The 17,849-nt window shown below is 69.8% G+C and carries 18 protein-coding genes and 3 pseudogenes; 11 read left to right on the forward strand and 10 right to left on the reverse strand.

Translation table 11 applies throughout. From position 1 onward, the window contains the following. Positions 1–248 precede the first annotated feature (248 nt). On the reverse strand, positions 249–416 hold the full coding sequence (locus tag FGW31_RS34835; protein ID WP_182675132.1) for a hypothetical protein: 168 nt from the start codon (positions 414–416) through the stop codon (positions 249–251). A gap of 673 nt (positions 417–1,089) precedes the next feature. Between FGW31_RS34835 and FGW31_RS00025 the strand changes: the two genes are divergently transcribed. Next, complete coding sequence (locus FGW31_RS00025; protein WP_233452272.1) at positions 1,090–3,645, forward strand: DEAD/DEAH box helicase; 2,556 nt, start codon at positions 1,090–1,092, stop codon at positions 3,643–3,645. Positions 3,646–3,896: 251 nt separating this feature from the next. Here the strand turns inward: FGW31_RS00025 and FGW31_RS00030 are convergent, their stop codons facing one another. From FGW31_RS00030 to FGW31_RS00040, 3 genes are all read right to left on the reverse strand, one after another. After that, entirely contained in the window at positions 3,897–4,094 is a 198-nt protein-coding gene (locus FGW31_RS00030; RefSeq protein WP_142191189.1) for a hypothetical protein, read from the reverse strand. A 238-nt stretch (positions 4,095–4,332) separates the two neighbouring features. Further along, positions 4,333–5,220, reverse strand: a complete 888-nt coding sequence (locus FGW31_RS00035) for an NAD-dependent epimerase/dehydratase family protein (RefSeq protein ID WP_220450347.1) — start codon at positions 5,218–5,220, stop codon at positions 4,333–4,335. Positions 5,221–5,254: 34 nt separating this feature from the next. Beyond that, on the reverse strand, positions 5,255–5,749 hold the full coding sequence (locus FGW31_RS00040; RefSeq protein WP_142191190.1) for a hypothetical protein: 495 nt from the start codon (positions 5,747–5,749) through the stop codon (positions 5,255–5,257). A 746-nt stretch (positions 5,750–6,495) separates the two neighbouring features. Here FGW31_RS00040 and trxA point away from each other — a divergent pair. Beyond that, positions 6,496–6,815 (forward strand): annotated as a pseudogene (gene trxA / locus FGW31_RS00045) (thioredoxin). Between the two features lie 124 nt (positions 6,816–6,939). On the opposite strand, the gene FGW31_RS00050 reads toward trxA, so the two are convergent. Both FGW31_RS00050 and FGW31_RS00055 read right to left on the reverse strand, forming a co-directional pair. Beyond that, entirely contained in the window at positions 6,940–7,332 is a 393-nt protein-coding gene (locus tag FGW31_RS00050) for a restriction endonuclease (protein WP_142191192.1), read from the reverse strand. Positions 7,333–7,374: 42 nt separating this feature from the next. Further along, positions 7,375–7,557 carry a hypothetical protein gene (locus FGW31_RS00055; protein ID WP_142191193.1) on the reverse strand — a complete coding sequence of 61 codons (183 nt, stop codon included), beginning with the start codon at positions 7,555–7,557 and terminating at the stop codon, positions 7,375–7,377. Positions 7,558–7,632: 75 nt separating this feature from the next. Between FGW31_RS00055 and FGW31_RS00060 the strand changes: the two genes are divergently transcribed. Then, positions 7,633–7,863, forward strand: coding sequence for a bacteriocin immunity protein (locus FGW31_RS00060; protein WP_142191194.1), 231 nt, complete (start codon positions 7,633–7,635; stop codon positions 7,861–7,863). A 9-nt stretch (positions 7,864–7,872) separates the two neighbouring features. Here FGW31_RS00060 and FGW31_RS00065 read toward each other — a convergent pair. Then, positions 7,873–8,804, reverse strand: a protein-coding gene (locus FGW31_RS00065) for an IS5 family transposase (RefSeq protein WP_373303402.1) whose coding sequence is annotated in 2 segments (ribosomal slippage) — positions 7,873–8,466 and positions 8,469–8,804 — 930 coding nt in all. Because the reading frame shifts where the segments join, the coding sequence is not laid out codon by codon here. Between the two features lie 1,027 nt (positions 8,805–9,831). On the opposite strand from FGW31_RS00065, the gene FGW31_RS00070 reads away from it, so the two are divergent. Together FGW31_RS00070 and FGW31_RS00075 are read left to right on the forward strand one after the other, a co-directional pair. After that, a complete protein-coding gene (locus tag FGW31_RS00070; protein WP_142191195.1) occupies positions 9,832–10,872 on the forward strand; it encodes a tetratricopeptide repeat protein in 1,041 nt (346 codons plus the stop codon). Positions 10,873–10,874: 2 nt separating this feature from the next. Then, the gene (locus tag FGW31_RS00075) at positions 10,875–11,894 is read left to right on the forward strand and encodes a polyprenyl synthetase family protein (protein WP_233452276.1); all 1,020 of its coding nucleotides are present in this window, start codon (positions 10,875–10,877) and stop codon (positions 11,892–11,894) included. A 122-nt stretch (positions 11,895–12,016) separates the two neighbouring features. Here FGW31_RS00075 and FGW31_RS00080 read toward each other — a convergent pair whose 3' ends face one another. Further along, entirely contained in the window at positions 12,017–12,400 is a 384-nt protein-coding gene (locus FGW31_RS00080; RefSeq protein WP_373303400.1) for an alginate lyase family protein, read from the reverse strand. 192 nt (positions 12,401–12,592) lie between these two features. Between FGW31_RS00080 and FGW31_RS00085 the strand changes: the two genes are divergently transcribed. Beyond that, entirely contained in the window at positions 12,593–13,051 is a 459-nt protein-coding gene (locus FGW31_RS00085; protein WP_142191196.1) for a DUF4383 domain-containing protein, read from the forward strand. 66 nt (positions 13,052–13,117) lie between these two features. Here FGW31_RS00085 and FGW31_RS00090 read toward each other — a convergent pair whose 3' ends face one another. Further along, on the reverse strand, positions 13,118–14,119 hold the full coding sequence (locus FGW31_RS00090) for an XRE family transcriptional regulator (protein ID WP_233452274.1): 1,002 nt from the start codon (positions 14,117–14,119) through the stop codon (positions 13,118–13,120). Between the two features lie 151 nt (positions 14,120–14,270). On the opposite strand from FGW31_RS00090, the gene FGW31_RS00095 reads away from it, so the two are divergent. Next, positions 14,271–14,633: a hypothetical protein gene (locus tag FGW31_RS00095; RefSeq protein WP_142191198.1), complete on the forward strand. Its 363-nt coding sequence runs from the start codon at positions 14,271–14,273 to the stop codon at positions 14,631–14,633. Then, positions 14,630–14,839 (forward strand): hypothetical protein, encoded by a 210-nt coding sequence (locus FGW31_RS00100; protein WP_142191199.1) that lies wholly within the window; start codon positions 14,630–14,632, stop codon positions 14,837–14,839. The genes FGW31_RS00095 and FGW31_RS00100 overlap by 4 nt, the downstream gene beginning before the upstream one ends. 402 nt (positions 14,840–15,241) lie before the next feature. Here the strand turns inward: FGW31_RS00100 and FGW31_RS00105 are convergent. Beyond that, positions 15,242–15,534 (reverse strand): annotated as a pseudogene (locus tag FGW31_RS00105) (hypothetical protein); the annotation flags it as partial. A 409-nt stretch (positions 15,535–15,943) separates the two neighbouring features. On the opposite strand from FGW31_RS00105, the gene FGW31_RS00110 reads away from it, so the two are divergent. The 3 genes and pseudogenes from FGW31_RS00110 to FGW31_RS36035 form a co-directional block, all read left to right on the forward strand. Beyond that, positions 15,944–16,339, forward strand: coding sequence for a MerR family transcriptional regulator (locus FGW31_RS00110; protein WP_142191200.1), 396 nt, complete (start codon positions 15,944–15,946; stop codon positions 16,337–16,339). A gap of 106 nt (positions 16,340–16,445) precedes the next feature. Beyond that, the gene (locus tag FGW31_RS00115; RefSeq protein ID WP_142191201.1) at positions 16,446–17,369 is read left to right on the forward strand and encodes an NADP-dependent oxidoreductase; all 924 of its coding nucleotides are present in this window, start codon (positions 16,446–16,448) and stop codon (positions 17,367–17,369) included. Between the two features lie 309 nt (positions 17,370–17,678). Then, a pseudogene (locus tag FGW31_RS36035) lies at positions 17,679–17,849 on the forward strand (transcriptional regulator); the annotation flags it as partial.

The raw sequence follows: 17,849 nt of genomic DNA on the forward strand, positions 1-17,849 counted from the left end.
CACCGGGATTGACAGTCCGTTCGCTACGCTCCCGGACTGGCGGGACTGCGTCCCGCTACCAGGCTTCCGCTTCGCTCCAGCCAGGCCGGCGGGTCCGCTGCGCTCCCCCGCCTAACGGTCCCTCCGGCTGCGCCTCCAGGACCTCTCGGCCCGCTGACGCGGGCCAGCTGGCTACAAGCGAGGGGTGGGGCTCGCCTGATGTTCTGCGCATCTAGTGACAGCCCTTCACCAGATGCGCAGAACAAGGGTCAACGTCTGCGGGCCCAGCCGGTCCCGACCCCGGCCATATGCAGAGCCAGACACATCAGCCCCAGCAACACGACGTTCGTCGAAGAGAACACATCGTTGGTACTGATGTCCGCCGCGTTGATCAAAAACGCAACGAAGAACAACACCGCCGCGACTATGCCAACCATGAAACGAACTCCTCTCAGGGGGGTGAAGCCCGTATGCCCCGGCTTCGCCCCCGCAGACATGAGCGGAGGGGGTCCAAGTCGCGCTTCGCGCGTCCCGAGACTGGCAGCAAGGAGGGGAAGGCGGGCACGGTACGCGTACCTCTGGTCTGGTCACCCTTGGTCTCGGGGCCCGGTCCGGCCCTCGAAATCGCGTCGCACTGCCGCGCCTTGGTCTTCGACCAGACCTGCCTCGTCGGGGAAGTCCAGAACGGTGCCGCAGTGCTTGCACAGCTTCCCGTCTTCGGCCGGCGTGCCACACGCTTTGCAGAACCGGTTGCCCATCTCGTCTTCAGTCTTCTGTGTCGTGGCGACTCCAAGGCAAGGCGGACAATGAGAGAAAGGGAGTACCCAAGAGAAAGGGAGTACCCATCGGCTCAGTGCTGATTCGCCAGGGCTGATGTGGGTTCATGAAGAAGCAGGCTTCGTTTTAAGAGCGCGATAGACTCTGGAATCAGATGGCTCCAGGTCTGTGAGCATCAGGAGGCGCTCCCAGCGTGACCTTCCGTTCTGGATCAGGAAGGTGAGCCTGGTTTCTCGACGAAGGGCGCAGTCCATCTTGCGTTGTCTGGGTGCGCGTTGTCGCTCCTCGCCATGTGCAGCCCTTCGTTCAGCTTGCAGGAGAAGGCAGACTGAAATGGCGATGAAAAACCTCCGTCCCCATCAGCGGGAAGCCGTGGACGCGGTACTCCGGGCACTCGAATTGCCTGCACGATCGACTGTACGTCCGTGCGGGCTCCGCACTCAGGTGATCATGGCGACCGGAACTGGCAAGACCCTCGTGGCCGCCCGGAGCGCCGAGGAGCTCCGAGCGGGCCGAGTGCTGGTGCTCGTACCCTCCCTCGACCTGCTTGCCCAAACCGAAGCCGCGTGGCGCGAGACAGGCCGCACCGGGCCGATGATCGGGGTCTCCTCCCTGCGAGGTGAGGAGGCGGGCTTCTCCAACACCACGGACGTGGACGAGCTGGTCGACTGGGCGCAGCCGTTCGACAAGGTCACGGTGTTCGCCACGTACGCCTCCCTCGGGCTGGGCACACTGGAACGGGCCCACGCCGCCGGCCTTCCGGGGTGGGACCTGATCGTCGTGGACGAGGCCCACCGGTGTTCGGGCCGGATCGGGAAGCCGTGGGCAGTCGTCCACGACAACACACGCATCCCCGCCCTCCGCCGCCTCTACATGACCGCCACCCCCCGGCTGTGGCAGCTCGACGAAGATCAGGAGCAGCAGGGCGCACGGGGCGAGCTGGTGGCCTCGATGGAAGACGATCCGGACGGGCCGTTCGGCAGCAGGGCGTATACTTTGACGCTCTCGGACGCCATCGACAGGGGAATCTGTGCCCCCTACCAGGTGGTGTGTGTGGACATCACCGACACCCAGCTCCAGGCCGCCCAACTCCTGGGCGAAGACTCGCGCTCCGAGCAGGTGCGCGGGGCGCGGCTCGCGGCGCTGCAGACCGCGCTGGTGAAGGCGTCGGCCGAGGAAGGCTTTCGGCGCACGCTCGTGTTCCACCATGTCGTCCGCGAGGCCGAGGCTTTCGCGGCCGGCCTTGCCGACGTCGCCGCGCAGCTGCACGCCTCTGATCCGGAGCTGTACCCCAGGACGATCTGGGCCAACTGGCTGTGCGGCGATCACAAGCCGGGGCACCGGCGGCGGGTTCTGACGGAGTTCGCCGACGGGATCGCCACGGACGGCACGATCGTCGAGAAGGGCTACCTGGGATCCGTGAAAGTCCTGGGCGAAGGCGTCGACACCCGCAACTGTGACTCTGTGTACTTCGCCGACGTACGCGGCTCCATGCCCGACCTCGTCCAGGCCGTCGGCCGGGCGCTACGGATGCAGCCCGGCGAGGGGAAGATCGCCTCGCTCGTGGTGCCGGTCCTGCTCGGGCCGGGTGAGACGGCGGACAACATGCTCACCTCGCGGGCATTCGGTGGCCTGGCGAAGCTGCTGGAGGCGCTCAGGGCGCACGACGCCCGGGTCGTGGAGGCTCTGGCGCAGCAGCAGGCGGCAAGCCGTGTCAGGGGCGTACAGAGCCGCAGCGGGCCCCAGGAAGACGAAGTCGCGAGCGACCGAAGCGACCGTGGGCTGTCAGTTCCGGCCAGAGAACTGCTGAAATTCAGCACCCCCTGCGACCCCGCCCAGTTGGCCGCCTTCATCAACCTGCGCGTCCTCAACCCCGAACACCAGCACTGGCGACGCGGCATCGAAGCCGCCACCATCTACCACCGACTCCACGGCAACCTGAAAGTCCCCTTCACCTACCGCGTCCCCGACCGCAGCGCCCGAGAAGCGGAAGCCGAGGGATGGCCGGCCTCCCTCGCCTCCTTCCCGCTGGGGCAATGGATCGCCGACGCCAGGCGCTTCTACGCCCGCGGCGACATGGACACCGGCCGCGTCCAGCAGCTGGAGAAGCTGGGCATGGTCTGGTCACACTTCGACGTCGCCTGGGAGGAGGGCCTGGCCGCCGTGCGAGGGTGGGCGGCGGAGACGGGCCACCTTCTGGCCCCACTCGACGCCACCTACCAGGGCTACCGCGTGGGCATCTTTCTGAAGAACGCGCGAGCCGCCGCCCGGAAAGCTGCCGAGAACGAGCAGCGGCGTGCCGAAGGGCTCCCGGTTCAGTCGGCGGCCGGCGCCCTGTTGCAGGAGCGCCGCGAACAGCTGGAGGACATCGACCCCTCCTGGTGCCCGGCCTGGCCCGTGGAATGGCAGCGCGCCTTCCACCTCACCCGGCAACATCTGGAGGCCGGCGGCAGGCTGCCCACCGAGCCAGGTGCCGTCGTGCACCAGGGCGAAGACCTCGGACGGTGGGTACGCGCCCAGCGCCTGGGCTGGGACAAGCTCACAGGCGTCCAGCAGTGGATGTGCGAACACATCCTCGGCATCCAACCCGCCACCGAGAACGAGAAACCCAAACCGCGCACCTCGCAGGCCGACAAATGGGCCCTCAACTACGCGGCCGCCCGCCAGTTCTATCAACGCGAAGGGCACCTTCGCGTACCCCGCAAACACATCGAACGGATCATCGTCGGCAACGGGGACGGGGAGGCGGGCGGCCGCGAGGACGGCCAGGACCAGGAGGAACGACAGCTTCGGCTAGGGGCATGGGTCGGGAACCAGCGCAGCCGGGCCGCGACGCTGTCACCGGAGAGGGTGGAGCTGCTGTCCGCGATCGGGATGCGCTGGACGTAGGTCCCGCCGGTTTGGCCCTGGAAGCGCCCTCCGAGTCGATCCGTCGGCGAGCAGGCCGCCGTCGGCGCGGCGGCAGGTCGGGCGTGGAAGCACCTCCTCGCACCAGAGGGCTGTGCCCATTTACCCGATGAGCCGACAAGCCGTTGAGCTTGGTGTGCAGAGTTCGGGGCGGGACACGGAGAAGGCCGGGCGGACTGATGTTGAGTCCGTGGACGTGCTTTTCCTGGCTGCCGACGGAACGACGGCGTGTTCTAGATGGTCAGCGGCTGCTCCTCAGGTGGCCTTTGAGCCTCCCAGTAGGGGTGCCACCACAGCCGTACGGACAGGAGCAGCAGGCGGTGTCGCAGGGCGGTGGTGTCGCGGGGGCGGGGTGCGGCGAGTGCTTGGTAGGTGGCGCTCCAGGCGGCTTGCGTCTGCACCAGGTCGTCGGGGAAGTCGGTCACGTCCACACCCGCATTAGATCGCTTGTTCGAATTCGGTGTCACATCGGACACGCCCCGACTGGAGCCGTGTGTCCCGTGTCACCGAACTTTGACCGCGTGCCATCGAACCTTGACGGACGCGAGTTCGCGTGATCGAGGATTGATCGCGCTGGTCAAGCCCTGACAGCGATCACCCGGCCCTACCCTCAACCGCGCCACCACACCACCGCCGCGCCGACCGCCTCACGGCAAGGGCATTTCCTGCTCAATCCAGTTCGTGATCGATGGGCGTGAGGGGCGCCAGCCGAGGTTGTGAGCCCGGGTGGCACGTACGCGGCTGTTGGCGCCGAGGGCGTACCGGGAGAAACCCTCCCCCCCACGCGGCCGCAGCGGAATCCAGATCCCACGGCTCCACCGGCCCCAGACCCAGCCGATGGGCGATCGCCTCACCGATATCGGCGAGCGAGGCGTCCTCACCGCCCTCCACGAAGTAGAGGCCCGTGGCCGCGGGGTCGGTGAGCGCCAGGTGGTACAGGTCGGCCATGTCATCGAGGTGCACTGTCGACCAGCGGTTCAGGCCGCGTCCGACGACGCGGACGGTCTTGCTGGCCTGGGCCTGTGTGACCAGCGGCGGAATCAGCACGGTCTGTGGGCGCGGTCCCGTGCCGTTGCCGTAGATCAGTGAGTTGCACAGCACCACCGAACGCACTCCCGCTGCACCGGCATCGACGACGGAGCGGTCGATGACGTACCGGGCCCGCCGGATCTCGTGGTCCCCCGGGCTGAAAGGCTTCGCGTCGTCGAAGACCACCTCGGATTCGTACTGGCCCTGGGCGTCGTCACCGATGACGCTGGTCCCGCTGGTGTGGATCAACACCTTGCCCGAACCCCGCAGGGCGTCGACGAAGGCGGCCACAGCGCCGCGGTGGTCGCTGTGAGCGGCATTGATGACCGCGTCGGCGCGGTCGGCCTCTCGCTTGAGCAACGCCGCGTCGTCGAGGTCCCCGACGACCGGTGTGATGCCGGCGGCGGCGAGAGCATCGACCACGCCGGGCGTGCGGGTCAAGCCGCGCACCGTGTGCCCCTCGCGGATCAGACGGCGGGCTACAGCTCCGCCGATATAGCCGCCGGCACCTGTGAGAAAGACGTCCATGATGACTCCTGACGATGTTGGGGTGGTGGGGGTGTCAGCTGCGGAAACGGCCTGCGGCACGCAGGGCTTCATCCAGCGGCAGGCGCTGCTGTCGGTCGCCGAACTCGCAGATGCGCGTGATGCGCCCCTCGTGGACCGTCACCTGGAGGCAGCGTGAAATGCGCACCGGGGTGCCGTTCTCCAATTCGCCCGAAGCGGTGGCGGCCAGAGCGAAGCCGTGGTGGTCGACGTGGAGGGACCAGATGCGGTCGGCGTGGTTCCTCACGAGGTCGGCGGTCGCACGGAGCATCCGCAGCATCGCACCCGCGAACTCATCGCCGGGAAGTGACACGGTCTCGTGATCGAAGCTGTGCCAGACCTCCACGGTCTCGGCGAAGAGCAGGTCGAACTCGGGGTCCACCTGCGTCAGGCCGTATGTCCTGGTGAACCGATTGGCGACTTGGCGCACAGCGGCCAAGCAGGCGGACGACTCGGAGTCCTGCTCGTCGGGTCGGCTCGCAGCGGGTGCGGCTATGTCACTGCTGGTCATCGTTGCCCTCTCGTACCTACCCCAATGCAGTTAGGGGCGCTCGAGAACCAGCGTCCGCGTAACCGTGCCAACTCGCGAAGGCGCCTTGCTGCTATGGCAAAATTGCCGATCGGGTGGTCTCACGTGGCGGCGCGGTGGCACATGTCCCTGGGTCGAGCATTGGGCCTCTGGCCTGCCCATACCCGCCGGTCTATTCCCACAAGGCCAGAGGAAGCACACTCGACACTGCCCTGAAGGTGACTCTCGTGGGCTCGTCCGCCCACTGCCACGACCGCACCTGCCGCCTCTCGTGACCTGCGCCACTCAAACTACGATGGCACGCGCTCAAATTTCGATGGCACAGGACACCGTGGTCGGGGTCGCGCCGGACCGGTCGGCCTCTTGGTCGGGCCTGTGGTCGGCACCACCACGGCGGTCCGGTCCGGGATGCCGACGGCGCCCGGGCGGGTGATTTTCCTTCCCGTATGCGGGCCAGACCGCCAAGCGCCTGAAGGTGCCCGCCGCGGCCTTCCGGTGGGCCCGCCACACCGGCCTCCTCCCCGCCCCCGACGTGCTGAAAGCGTGTTCTTGAGCCTCGAATTTGATGAAGCGCACTTTGCGAGCAAGCCGCAGTACGCCTTTGGCGTGGGTACGTGCTGTGGCAGCGACAGCACTTCGGGCGCACGCGGCATGATGCATACACAAGCGCGATACCCCCTATGCGGACATCACGGGTGCCCGTCTGCCCACCCCGAGAAGGGCCTTTCATGGAACTGACGCAGGTGACCGACGCCGACTTCGCAGAGGTGTCCTGAGGAGCGACGAGCCCGTCGTTGTCGACTCCTGGGCCACCTGGTGCGGCCCGTGCCGGCAGCTCACGCCGGTCTTGGAGGCAATCGTCGCCGAGCACAGCGAGATCGTCGTGGTGAAGCTGGACGTTGACCAGAACCAGGAGACCGCCGCTGCGTACAACGTCATCTCGATCCCGACCGTGAACGTCTACAAGGGCGGAGAGCTCGTCAAGACCATCACTGGCGCCAGACCCAAGGCCGCCCTCGAAAAGGAGCTCGCCGAATACCTCGCTTGAGGACCCGACTCCCGGAACGTCCGGCAGACATCGCCGTGACCGAAGGCGGTCAAGGGAAACACATACTGGGGGGTGCCAGTCCTCCTATCTGGGCCCGTGGTCGTGCCTGGTGAGGAGGGAGTGGTCACACGGCCTGGGGGCGCGCGGCCTCCAGGCGGTCCAGGCGTTCGTAGAGGGCGCGCACGAGACGGGCGCGGTTCGGGACGCAGCGCACGGTGCCCTCGATCGGCACGGACAGCCGGCCTTCTGCCTCGCGCAGGACGACGTCGGCGAGCGCCTTGGTGCCGCTGTCCTTGGGCAGCTGGTCGGCGCGGCGACGGACGTCGGCGGCGACGGCGCGGGCGTGGCCGGTGACCTGGAGGCCGACCTGCTCCAAGTCACGGGTCGTGAGCGTGTCCTGGCCAGTCCACGCGAGGACGGCCTTGACGAGGCACTCGTACGGCTCACGGTCGAGCGGGAGTTCCGCCTCGATCAGCCCGTCGGGGTCGTACAGGACCGTGTGGGCGCTGGTGTGCATGGCGGGCCTCGATGCCGGGAGCGTCGTGAGGGTGGTCGGCGGTCATCGCTGGGGGTCCTCGCCGCCGTCGGCTCCGTCGTCCTGGTCCTCGTCGTGCTGACCGGGGAACCGGGCGAAGCCGCGGTCCGCGCGGGCCAGCGGGGCCGGGGAGGGGGCGCCGTAGGCAGGCGACTGGAGGCCGCGGCCCTCCGGGGCCGGGGCGGTGGTGTCCGTGGTTGCGCGCATGGAGACCCGCCTTTCCGGCTAGGAGTTGTCCGGGCGATCAAGGATCTCGTTGGGGTGGCTCGGCGGAGGGACGTGATGAGTGCTGGGGAGATGAGTCGCGCGGAGGTGGTCGCGCTCGTGCAGCGGATCATGGACGCGGACTACGCCTCGGACGACGAGGCGGACGGCTGGCTGGACAGGCTGGACAGAGCCCTGGCATGTCCGTCCGGACATGCCAGGGACTTGATCTTCTGGCCGCCGGAGCGGGAGCTTTCGGCTGATGAAGTGGTCGATCAGGCCCTGGCGTATCGGCCAGTTGCTTTGTGAAGTCGGGACTCAACTCCGAAGCCAGATAAGCAGAGCCGCAGTGGTGGCGGTGCCGAGGAAGACGTAGCCGCGCTTGTCATAGCGGGTCGCCACGGCCCGGGACTGCTTCAGCCTGTTGATCGCTCGTTCGACGGTGTTGCGCTTCTTGTAGCGCTCCTCGTCGAAGCCGGGTGGCCGTCCGCCGCGCGAACCTTTGCGCAGGCGGGCGGCCTGGCTGTCAGTCTTCTCCGGGAGCGAGTGCCGGATACCACGGCGCCGCAGGTACTTGCGACAGGGGCCGCTGCTGTAGCCCTTGTCGGCCGCGAGGCTGTCGGGCTTCGTGCGCGGCCGGCCCGGACCGACCCGCGGAACGCGGATCTTTTCCGACACCGTTTGAAACTGGGTGCAGTCCGCCCGCTGCCCGCCGGTGACGACCAGGGACAGCGGGCGGCAGCGGCCGTCCGCGCTCAGGTGGAGTTTGCTGGTGAACCCGCCCCGCGAGCGGCCCAGGCCCTCACCTCCCGCACCACCTCCACCAGCCGGGCGAGCAGGCTCTGCCACGGTGTTTCGCCCTGGTGTTCTACCGCGTCGGCCCCCTTTGACGCGGGTGCCGGCGGCGGTCCGGTCCGGGCACCGGCCGCGTGCTGATGGGCCCGCACGATGGTGGAGTCCACCGAGACGTCCCAGTCGATCTCGCCCGCGGCGTCGGCGGCGGCCTGGACCTGCTGCAGCAGACGCTCCCACGTCCCGTCGGCCGACCACAGCCGGTGGCGTTCATACACGGTCTTCCACGGGCCGAAGCGCTCGGGAAGATCCCGCCACTGCACCCCGGTCCGCACCCGGTGCAGGATCCCGTCGATCACCTGCCGATGATCCCGCCACCGGCCACAACGTCCATTGCTCACCGGCAGGAACGGCCGCAGCCGTTCCCACTCGGCATCCGTCAGATCACCCCGCCCCATGCCCACAACAACGACCAGGTACGAGGCGGTCACATGATCGCCCGGACAACTCCTAGTCGCCCTCGTCGCCGCCGTAGACGTCGACCCCGAGCAGGTAGCCGCTCTGTGCACCACTACCGTCGCCTGCCAGCCGACGCACTCACCGGCGACCAGGACAAAGACGACCTGCCCGCCGTACGTGCACCAGGCCCACGCCGCGTCGCCTCGACATAACGAACCACTGACCTGCCAGGTCACATGTCCCCCCAAGCCCGCTGGCCATGTCCCGGCCCCCAAAAAGCGGGCCGCTCGTCCAAGCACCGCCGCATACCAACGATCGGCGGAAATGCACCGGGCGCAGTAGAGATGACACGACCTGAACACCACGGCCCGCTACCTGACAAACCTGCAGGTCAGACCCACAAGCCAGGACCAGCTTGCACGCTCGCCACGGCTACCGAAGCACCAGCACCGTCTGACCATGACCACACACCAAAACTGATCAACCCAGGCCAGAGCACCCGCCCCTGATCACAAACACTGCTCCTGGACACGAGCAGCTCTCCGCCATCGGCATGCGCTGGACGTGAGGCGAACGGGCTCCGCTGCCCAGGCACAGCCGCTGCGCCGGCTGTGAAGCGTACATGCTGCGTACGCAGGGGGTGGTCGGCGAGGGCGTTCCTCCGTGTACCGCTTGCTGCGGTTGCTCTTGCTTCCCACTGGCGCTACTAGCTCTGGAATCTCACGTGCCAGTCTCCAGGTGTCCCGAAGCAAGGGGAAGCTTCAGCTGAGGCAGGAGGGCGGTCGGTGGGCCTCCTCGCTCGCGGAGGAGCCCCGCCCGGTTGGTGTGTGCGCTCGGTGTCGTCGCGCCTTTCGTTGATCAGTGGAGGCAACCCCGGACGGAGATCCTCCGTCTTGACGGACGACGAACGGGCTGCAGCCCTCTCTCCCCTCCCTCAGTAGAAGGGTTGACGGCCGCCGGACTATACACCCGATGTATACGTGATGTGCATACAGGGGGTCCGGGCCACCGAACGGAAAGGCTTCGATGTACGGCAAGGCATTCGCCCCGGAGTACCAGGGCGCCCTCACCACCCTGTCCGTCAACGCACCGCTGGCGGACGTGCTCGCGGCCGGCACCGAGCAGATGCAGGAGGCCGTACGGGCCGGGCGGACCGCCGAGGCGGCGCGCACGGGCCTGGCGGTCGCCGAAGCGCACCGGCGCCTCGGGCAGGTACGCGAGGCCGAGCGGGCCTGGAAGGCGAGTTACCGCACGGCCCGGGAGGCCGGAGACCTCGCGGGCATGGCCTGGGCGCTCTGGAGCGGCGGCACCCTGGCCCGCCAGCGAGGCGCGTTCCCGCTGGCCCGCCGGCTGCTCGCACTCGCCGCCGAGCTCGGCGAGCAGGCGGGGGACGTCGTCGTCCGCGGGTACTCGCTGGCGGGTCTCGCCGAGACCGGCCGCATCCAGGGGGACTACGAGGCCGTGGGCCGGCTGCACGAGCAACTGCTCGACGAGGCCCGCAAGCGCGGGGAGGCCCGCCACACCGTCTGGGCGCTGGAGGGCATTGCCCAGATGCGGCGCAACACCGGCCAGTACGACAGCGCCCACGCACTGTTCGCCGAGGCGGCCGAGATATCCGCCCGCGCCGACGACCGGCGCGGGCACGCCTGGGCCCTGCGCGGCCTCGCCGACGTCGTCTCCGTACGCGACGGCGACACCGAGCGGGCCCTGTCCCTGCTGTCGCAGGCCGAGGCCACGTGCAGGGAGATGAAACTGAAGAGCGCTCTCGCCTACAACCTCAAGATGCGGGGCAACGTCCTCTACCGCGCCGGGCGCTACGCCGAGGCGCGTGACCTGTACCGGGACGCGCTGGCGGAGTTCCGTGAGATGACCGAGCCGCGCGGTGAGACGCTGGCCCGGCTCGGGCTGGCCAAGGCACTGGCCCGACTGGGCTGTGACCGCGCCGCGACGGCGGCCGAACTCGCCGAACTCGCCCGTCTGACCGAGCGGATCGGACTGCGGCACGCCCGGGAGATGGTCGCCCGGGCCCAGGCGGAGTTCGCCCCGGACGGGGAGGTCTCCGCGTGACGGTGACGGCCGTACCGGCGGCACCGGCCCAGATCGTCGACCGGTGCGCGCGGCTGACCCGGCCGGCGTTGCGGGAGGCCGTCGGCCGGCTGCACCCCTGGGTCGGTGAGATGGCCGCCTACTCCTTCGGCTGGTGCGACGTGGGCGGCGCGCCGGTCACCGCCCCCGGTGGCAAGGGCCTACGGCAGGCACTGGCCGTGCTCGGTGCGGAGATCGCCGGAGCGCCCCCGGAGACAGGGGTGCCCGCCGCCGTCGCGGTGGAACTGGTGCACACCTTCTCGCTCCTGCACGACGACATCATGGACGGCGACCCGGTGCGGCGGAGCCGTCCCGCCGTCTGGCGGGCGTACGGGACCGGCCCCGCCGTCCTCGCCGGCGACGCCCTCTTCGCGCTCGCCGTCGACACCCTCGCCACGTCCGTCGGCGGGATCGAGGGCGTACGGCTGCTGTCGGCGGCGCTGGGCGACCTGGTGCGCGGACAGGCCGACGACCTGCTGTTCGCGGGGCGCCCGTGGACCGGGCCACGCCGCGTGCGGAGCACGGAGTACCGGCACATGGCCGAGAGCAAGACCGGTTCGCTGCTGGGCTGTTCGCTGGCCCTGGGGGCGCTGATCGCCGGCGCGTCCCCCGCCGTGGTGGCCGGCCTCGACCGGGCCGGCCGGCAGGCGGGGGTCGCCTTCCAGATCGCGGACGACGTGCTGGGCACGTGGGGCGATCCCGACGTCACCGGCAAGCCGGTGCACGGGGACCTGCGCGAGCGGAAGAAGACCCTGCCGGTGGTGTCTGCCCTGGAGAGCGGCTGCTCCGCCGCCCGTCGTCTCGCCGTTCTGCTCGAAGCGGGCGGGGACGTGGCCAGGGCGGCGGAGCTGGCCGAGGAAGCGGGGGGACGCGCGGCGGCGCTCGCCGTGGCGCGGCGGTGCAGGGCCTCGGCGCTGTCGGAGCTCGACCGGATCCGGGCTCCCGCCCGGCCGGCCCGCGACCTGCGGGCGTTGCTGGACGGTGTGGTGGTGCGCAGCCAGTGACAAGGTTCGGGGCCCGGACGGCGGGCCCCGACGCTCATCCGGCGATCGAGTCCAGCTGCTCCGGCGCCGGGCGCAGCAGCCGCAGGTCGCCTCCCGGCGGCGCTTCCGAGGAAGCGAGGGCCTTACGGGCCCGGCTGTCCCCCGCGCCGGCGGCTGCGTGGACGACGTCGGTCGCGGCGTAGCGGTGGAACTCCAGTTCCGGGTGCGGCCAGGCGGCGGCCCCGGTGGCCGCACCGGCCAGGCGGCGGCCCCGGTGGCGGCAGGGAGCAGGTAGTCGACGGCCTGGAACAGGCTCTGTCCGTCCGGGCCCTCGTAGCCCACAGGTCCGCGCCCACGTGCTGGCCGATCGCGGCCAGCCGGGTGTGGGCGACCAGGGTGAAGGCGGTGTAGTGCCGGCTCCGGGTGCGGGCCAGCTGCTGGGGCTGGCTGCCGTCCGGCGGCGATCTGCGGGATGATGCGTGTGGCAGATCCCCGCCATGTGGGAGCGGGCCCGCTCCGCGGCCCACCCTGATGGCCTGCCCCCTCGCGGAACGGATGGGAAGTGATCAGCAGCCACAGCGCCTGCGCCTGATGGACGCCCAGTGGCATGGACGCCCAGTGGCTGATGAGACATGTCAGCGACGGCCAAGGGCACTCGAGGAGAGCTATGGCGGACCGGGCAGCCGGGGCCTGCCTCAGAGCCTGAACAGGGAGTTGCCATGTCCACACATGCACGTGCCGTCCACACTGCCCGAACCCCGGTACAGCAGGCCGCCCTGGTCGTGGGCGCGGTCTTCCTCCTGGTCGGAGTCCTCGGCTTCATCCCAGGCATCACCACGAATTACGACACCATGGAGTTCGCCGCGCACCACTCCGAGGCCAAGCTGCTGGGCATCTTCCAGGTGTCCATCCTGCACAACCTCGTGCATCTGGCCTTCGGCGTCGCCGGGCTGGCACTGGCGCGCACCGCGGCGCAAGCACGGCTGTACCTCCTGGCGGGCGGCGCCATCTACCTGGTCTTGTGGCTGTACGGGCTGATCATCGACCACGACAGCGCCGCGAACTTCGTCCCGCTCAACACCGCCGACAACTGGCTCCATCTCGTGCTCGGCCTGTCAATGATCGCGCTGGGCGCGCTGCTCGCCCGCAAGCCCGCCCCGGCACGGAGCGCCGGCTGACTGGTGCAGGCACACGAGCCTCCCCGGACGGCCAGCGGAGTTCGGCGGCAGTGCCGCGTGCCGGGTTCACTGCCCGCAGCGCTTGCCGCGAGGGACGGGCCCGGTGCCCTGGTCGACCTGGAGTCTGACGTGGATGTCGGGGAACTCGGCTCCCACGGCAGGGGTTTCCTTTATCCATGCCCGCACGGGAGTGATCCGTGTCCAGGAGGGGCCGGGGGTCTCCGGGATGACGAGGGCCTCGCCCATCGCCAGGCTGACCTCCGGGCATGACGTCGACGGCGTGATGACCAGCACCTGGATGTCTCCCGCGGTTGAGGCGCCGGGCACGGTGATGGAGACCCTGCCGTCAGGAGTCGACCACGACTCCCCCTCCGTCGCGACGAGCTCGGCTCGGTGCGTGCCCGCTCTGAAGGCCTCCGGAATCGCCTCCTCCTCCGGGGAAGCACTCGATGCGCCGGCGGTCGGTGCTCTTCCCGCAGGACCGGAGCCAGGGCCGGGCGTGGCGGGGGTGTCGTCAGAGGCCGTGCTGCCCGGGGTGCGGCCGGTGGGGGTTTCGTCTTTCCCGTCCCAGAAAGAAGGGGTCAGCCAGGCTGCCAGGGCCAGGCCCACGGCGGCGGCCGTACCCGCCGTCCCCGCCAGGAGCGGCTTCCTGCGGGGCGGCCTGTCCGGCTGGGGCGTGGCCGGTGGTGCCGTCTTCGGCACGGTATCGGGGTCGGTGGTGTCCTGGCCGGGGCCGGACGGTGGGTCAGCGGCCACTGCCCGCCCGGGCGCGGCGGGTGGGGGTGGTGCGGTGGTGGTGCGGGCTGCGTCGGCTCGTTTCCACCGGTTCAGGCATTCCTGGACGGCGGCTGTTCCGCCCAGGGCACGGGCGATGGGTTCGACCGTCGTCCAGCGCGGCAGACGTTTGCCGTTGAGGGTCTCGGAGATCGTGCTCACCACGATGCTCGCGTGGGGGTCCGCAGCGCGGATACGGCGCACGATCTCGGTGTAGCTGGGCTTCTTCGCCTCCCGGTGCAGCGTGCGCATCCACGCGGCGAACTCCTCCACCGCATCCGCATCCGCCCCCACCCCGCCCCTCCTTTGCATCGCCTTCTGTGACCCCGGCCTTCGTGTCCTGGGTATTCGCTGTCGTTCGCTGTCGTTCGGGACGCCCCACCGAACAGTCCCTTGGTGCCTCAATGAGTCACGACCACCCAACCAGCTACCAGAAGGCACCACCGTGACCTTGCTGATTTTTCCCCTGGCCGCCCCCGCCCTGAGCATGATCGGTGGCCTGCCGGCCACCGCCGTCGCGGGTCTGGCCCACCTCTCCGAGTCCGAGGCCGCCGCCCTCAGCACCAACGTCGAGGAGTTACTGAGCGAGCAGCCCCCGCTTACCCAGGCTGTCATCGGCATGGTCATCGAGAGGTTCACGGACACCGGCATCGCGGACGGGCTGCGCCTGCCCCACGCGGCCGTATGGATGCGCAAGACACGCTTGCGCAAGGCGCTGTACGGCGCGGCCCGGGAGTGGCGCATCTGGACTCCCGAGCAGCTCCACAAGGCCGGCGCCCGCCGCCGCGCCCAGCGAGGTGCGGCGTGACAACCCACGTGCTCGTGATCCTGATGCTCGTGCTGGGCATGTGCGTCCTGTTCTCCGCCTTCGCCGGCCTCATCGGATTCGGTATCGCCCGCCTGATCAAGGCCCCGGTGGACAAGTCGATCGGCTGGGGCAGCATCGCGGCCCTCAGCTTCATGACGCTGTGCATCGCGCTGTTGGACGGGGTCATCATGCCGCTGGTGACGTGACCGCCTGCAGGCCCGGCCCTCTCACCGATCGCAGCACCCGCTGACGATGCCGCACACGTAGGGCCCGGCCCTCCGACGAGAGGGCCGGGCCCGGCGGTCGTCGCGCGCCCGAGGGGCATGTGGACGGAGTCGGGTACGGCAGGACGGCTCGTGTGTGCGCAGTCGCTTGAGGAACGTCCTGACCAGGGCGTCCAACTGGAGCACACGTGGAAGGTGGTGTGGCGGAGAACTCGGGGACGCGGCTGTGCACGCCGTGCGGGCGCGCTCAGGAGCTGACGCCGATGCTGCGCGGCTTCGGCGACATCGGCGACTCCTGACCTGCCGTGCTCGGGGCGACCGCACCGTGGTCCGGGCCTGCGGTCCGGGCCTGCGGTCCGGGCCTGCGGTCCGGGCCTGCGGTCCGGGCCTGCGGCCGGAGCAGTAGAAGCGGCAGCTCACTCCCGGGCCGGGTGTGCGGGGTTCGCCGGGGCGCGGGTCGTACAGGGCGCGGCCGCCGGGGAACCGTCTGAGCCGGCGGTCAGGGCCACCCCGTCGTCGACTTCCACGGTCCGCCATCCGTGGATGTCCAGCAGCAGGCCGTCCAGCGGTCCGCCGACCAGTTCGGCGTGGGTCCGGTGCGGGTGCGGGCCGGGGTTCGGGTTGCCGTGTTCCGTGCCGTAGACCCGTCCGTTCAGCAGTTGCTCATCGCCGTCCAGCCTCGCAGCCGCCACCGACAGCACCCCCGGCGCGGCGGCGGGCGCGGCCCGTGCCTTGGCTCATCCAGGACGGGCCGGACTCGCCGTGCTCACCGTGCCTTCGGCAACGCCTCTGTATGTGCCGACTCACCAGACCGGTACCAGGGAACCGAGCCCGGCAACGTCGTGGCCTTCTTCAGGCTGGACGATAAAGACGCCGGATCCGGGATCCTGACCGGATGTTCTGCGGATGCGATGCGAGTCGTCCACTCAGGGGTGGGCCATCGTGTGCTGCTGTCCCAACGGGGGTGTGTACAGACGAACGTGCTCAGTGGTGGGACCGGAAGGACAACCCTGCGGCCATGGTGTCCGCGAGCGTCCATGACTCGACGGCGGTCCGACTGCAGGACGCGGGCGTAGGCTCCCAGGAATGCGGATAGGCGAGTTGTCCAAGCGCACGGGCGTGAGTCCGCGCTCACTGCGGTACTACGAAGAGCAGGGCCTGCTGACCAGCTCACGCTCCGACGCGGGGCAGCGTCACTACTCCGATGCTGCGGTCCAGCGCGTGTCACTCATCCAACAGCTGTTCGACGCGGGTATGTCCAGCAGGGTGATCGCGACTGTGCTGCCGTGTGTGGACGTCCCGGGTGACCTGGGCGTCGCCGAGGAGACGTTCACGGCGATGATGCGCGAGCGCGACCGGATCGACGCCGACATCGCGCACCTGATCGAGACCCGGGATGCACTCGACGTGCTGATCAGGGCCAACAGCCGGCACCGGGCGGAGCTGTCCACGGCCCCTAAACCGGTGGCACGGTCGGCCTGATCCTGTGATCTGCGTCTCAGCCGGTTGCCCCTCACATCAATGTCAAAGGTGAGGATGGCGCCACCGCCCGGAATCACCGGGCCGGTCGTACGAGAGGCGGCGCAAGATGGGTCAGGCGTGGGGTTTCGGCAGGTATGGCGGGCCCGAGGTGCAGGAGTTCTTCGATCGTCCCGACCCTGTCCCCGGTCGCGGCGAGGTGCTGATCCGGGTCGACGTCGCCGGGGTGAATCCCCTCGACCACCTTCTGCGCTCGGGTCTGGTCGACGGGCTCGACGGCGGGCGTCCGTTCCCCCGCGTACTGGGCATGGAGGCAGCCGGAACCGTTCTCGCCCGGGGCGAGGACGTCAACGGGCTCGAGGTGGGTGACGCGGTCTTCGGCTTCGCACTCACCGGTGGCGGCACCTACGCCGAGACGACGGTGCTGTCCGCGCCGAACACCGCGCGCATCCCGGAGGGTCTGTCCGCGACCGTGGCGGCAACGCTGCCCGTGGCCGGGACCACCGCGGTGGACGTGCTCGACCAGCTCAGCCTCCCGGCCGGTGCCACGGTCCTGGTCAACGGAGTCGGGGGCGGGGTCGGCCTCGCCGTCGCCCGGCTGGCCATCGGGCGCGAGCTGCGTGTGATCGGCACCGGGAGTACCGCCAAACGCGAGCACGCCGAGGCCATCGGGGTGCGGTTCATCGACTACACCGCCGAGGACGTCGCCGCCGCGGCACGCGAGCTGGTCCCGGACGGCTTCGACGGGATCGTCGACCTGGCCGGAGGCACCTCGTTGCGGACGGTCGCCCCGCTGGCCCGGGATCCCCGCAACGTCATCGCCGTGGGTGACATGTCTGTGCCCGATCTCGGTGGGCGTCTCGTCGAGCGCCGCCTCGACCGCGAGAACCTGAAGCGGTCGGCCCGGCTGGCCCTCGACGGACTCCTCGCACCCGTAATCACCGCGGTCCATCCGCTCTCCGACGCGCCGGCCGCCCTCGCCACCGTCGAGAACGGCCACACTGCGGGCAAGGCCGTCATCAAGGTGGCATGAGAAGCGCCCGGCCCTCTGACGCTGTCGACCGTCCACCGCGGACCGAACGACACGGCCGACCAGGCGGTACTGACCATGCTCGGCCGGTACGGCGCGCCGACGTCCCACGGCGCCCAGGGCACCGTTCACTGCCCTCTCCACGCGAGCGGAAGTGAGCCGGCCGGCGGCGCTCCGCGCAAACGGAGGTGAGCAGACCAGCGGCGCCAACCTCCGCCACGCGACGGGTTCCGGCGCCAAGGCTCCGCCACGCGACGGGTTCCGGCGCCAACCTCCGCCACGTGACCGGGTTCCGGCGCCAAGGCTCCGCGGCTGCGCGAGCCGGTCCGCACCCCCGCCGAGCACAGCGCCCCGTTCGCCCGCCGGTGGAGCAGCCCTACCGAGCGCGGCAAGACCCAGGACGCCGAACACCTTTGCCGCCCGGACGTCGGTCCCCTCACCCTCACCCTCGCCTACCAGGTCCTCGACGTACGCGACGCGCCC

Source organism: Streptomyces calvus (genome assembly GCF_006782915.1).
Taxonomy (GTDB): Bacteria; Actinomycetota; Actinomycetes; order Streptomycetales; family Streptomycetaceae; genus Streptomyces; species Streptomyces calvus.

Excerpts from the sequence above, each read along its gene's own strand:
- FGW31_RS34835 (WP_182675132.1), bottom strand. The coding sequence starts at position 416 with ATGGTTGGCATAGTCGCGGCGGTGTTGTTCTTCGTTGCGTTTTTGATC.
- FGW31_RS00025 (WP_233452272.1), top strand. The coding sequence starts at position 1,090 with ATGGCGATGAAAAACCTCCGTCCCCATCAGCGGGAAGCCGTGGACGCG.
- FGW31_RS00035 (WP_220450347.1), bottom strand. The coding sequence starts at position 5,220 with ATGGACGTCTTTCTCACAGGTGCCGGCGGCTATATCGGCGGAGCTGTA.
- FGW31_RS00040 (WP_142191190.1), bottom strand. The coding sequence starts at position 5,749 with ATGACCAGCAGTGACATAGCCGCACCCGCTGCGAGCCGACCCGACGAG.
- FGW31_RS00050 (WP_142191192.1), bottom strand. The coding sequence starts at position 7,332 with ATGCACACCAGCGCCCACACGGTCCTGTACGACCCCGACGGGCTGATC.
- FGW31_RS00055 (WP_142191193.1), bottom strand. The coding sequence starts at position 7,557 with ATGCGCGCAACCACGGACACCACCGCCCCGGCCCCGGAGGGCCGCGGC.
- FGW31_RS00060 (WP_142191194.1), top strand. The coding sequence starts at position 7,633 with ATGAGTGCTGGGGAGATGAGTCGCGCGGAGGTGGTCGCGCTCGTGCAG.
- FGW31_RS00070 (WP_142191195.1), top strand. The coding sequence starts at position 9,832 with ATGTACGGCAAGGCATTCGCCCCGGAGTACCAGGGCGCCCTCACCACC.
- FGW31_RS00085 (WP_142191196.1), top strand. The coding sequence starts at position 12,593 with ATGTCCACACATGCACGTGCCGTCCACACTGCCCGAACCCCGGTACAG.
- FGW31_RS00110 (WP_142191200.1), top strand. The coding sequence starts at position 15,944 with ATGCGGATAGGCGAGTTGTCCAAGCGCACGGGCGTGAGTCCGCGCTCA.
- FGW31_RS00115 (WP_142191201.1), top strand. The coding sequence starts at position 16,446 with ATGGGTCAGGCGTGGGGTTTCGGCAGGTATGGCGGGCCCGAGGTGCAG.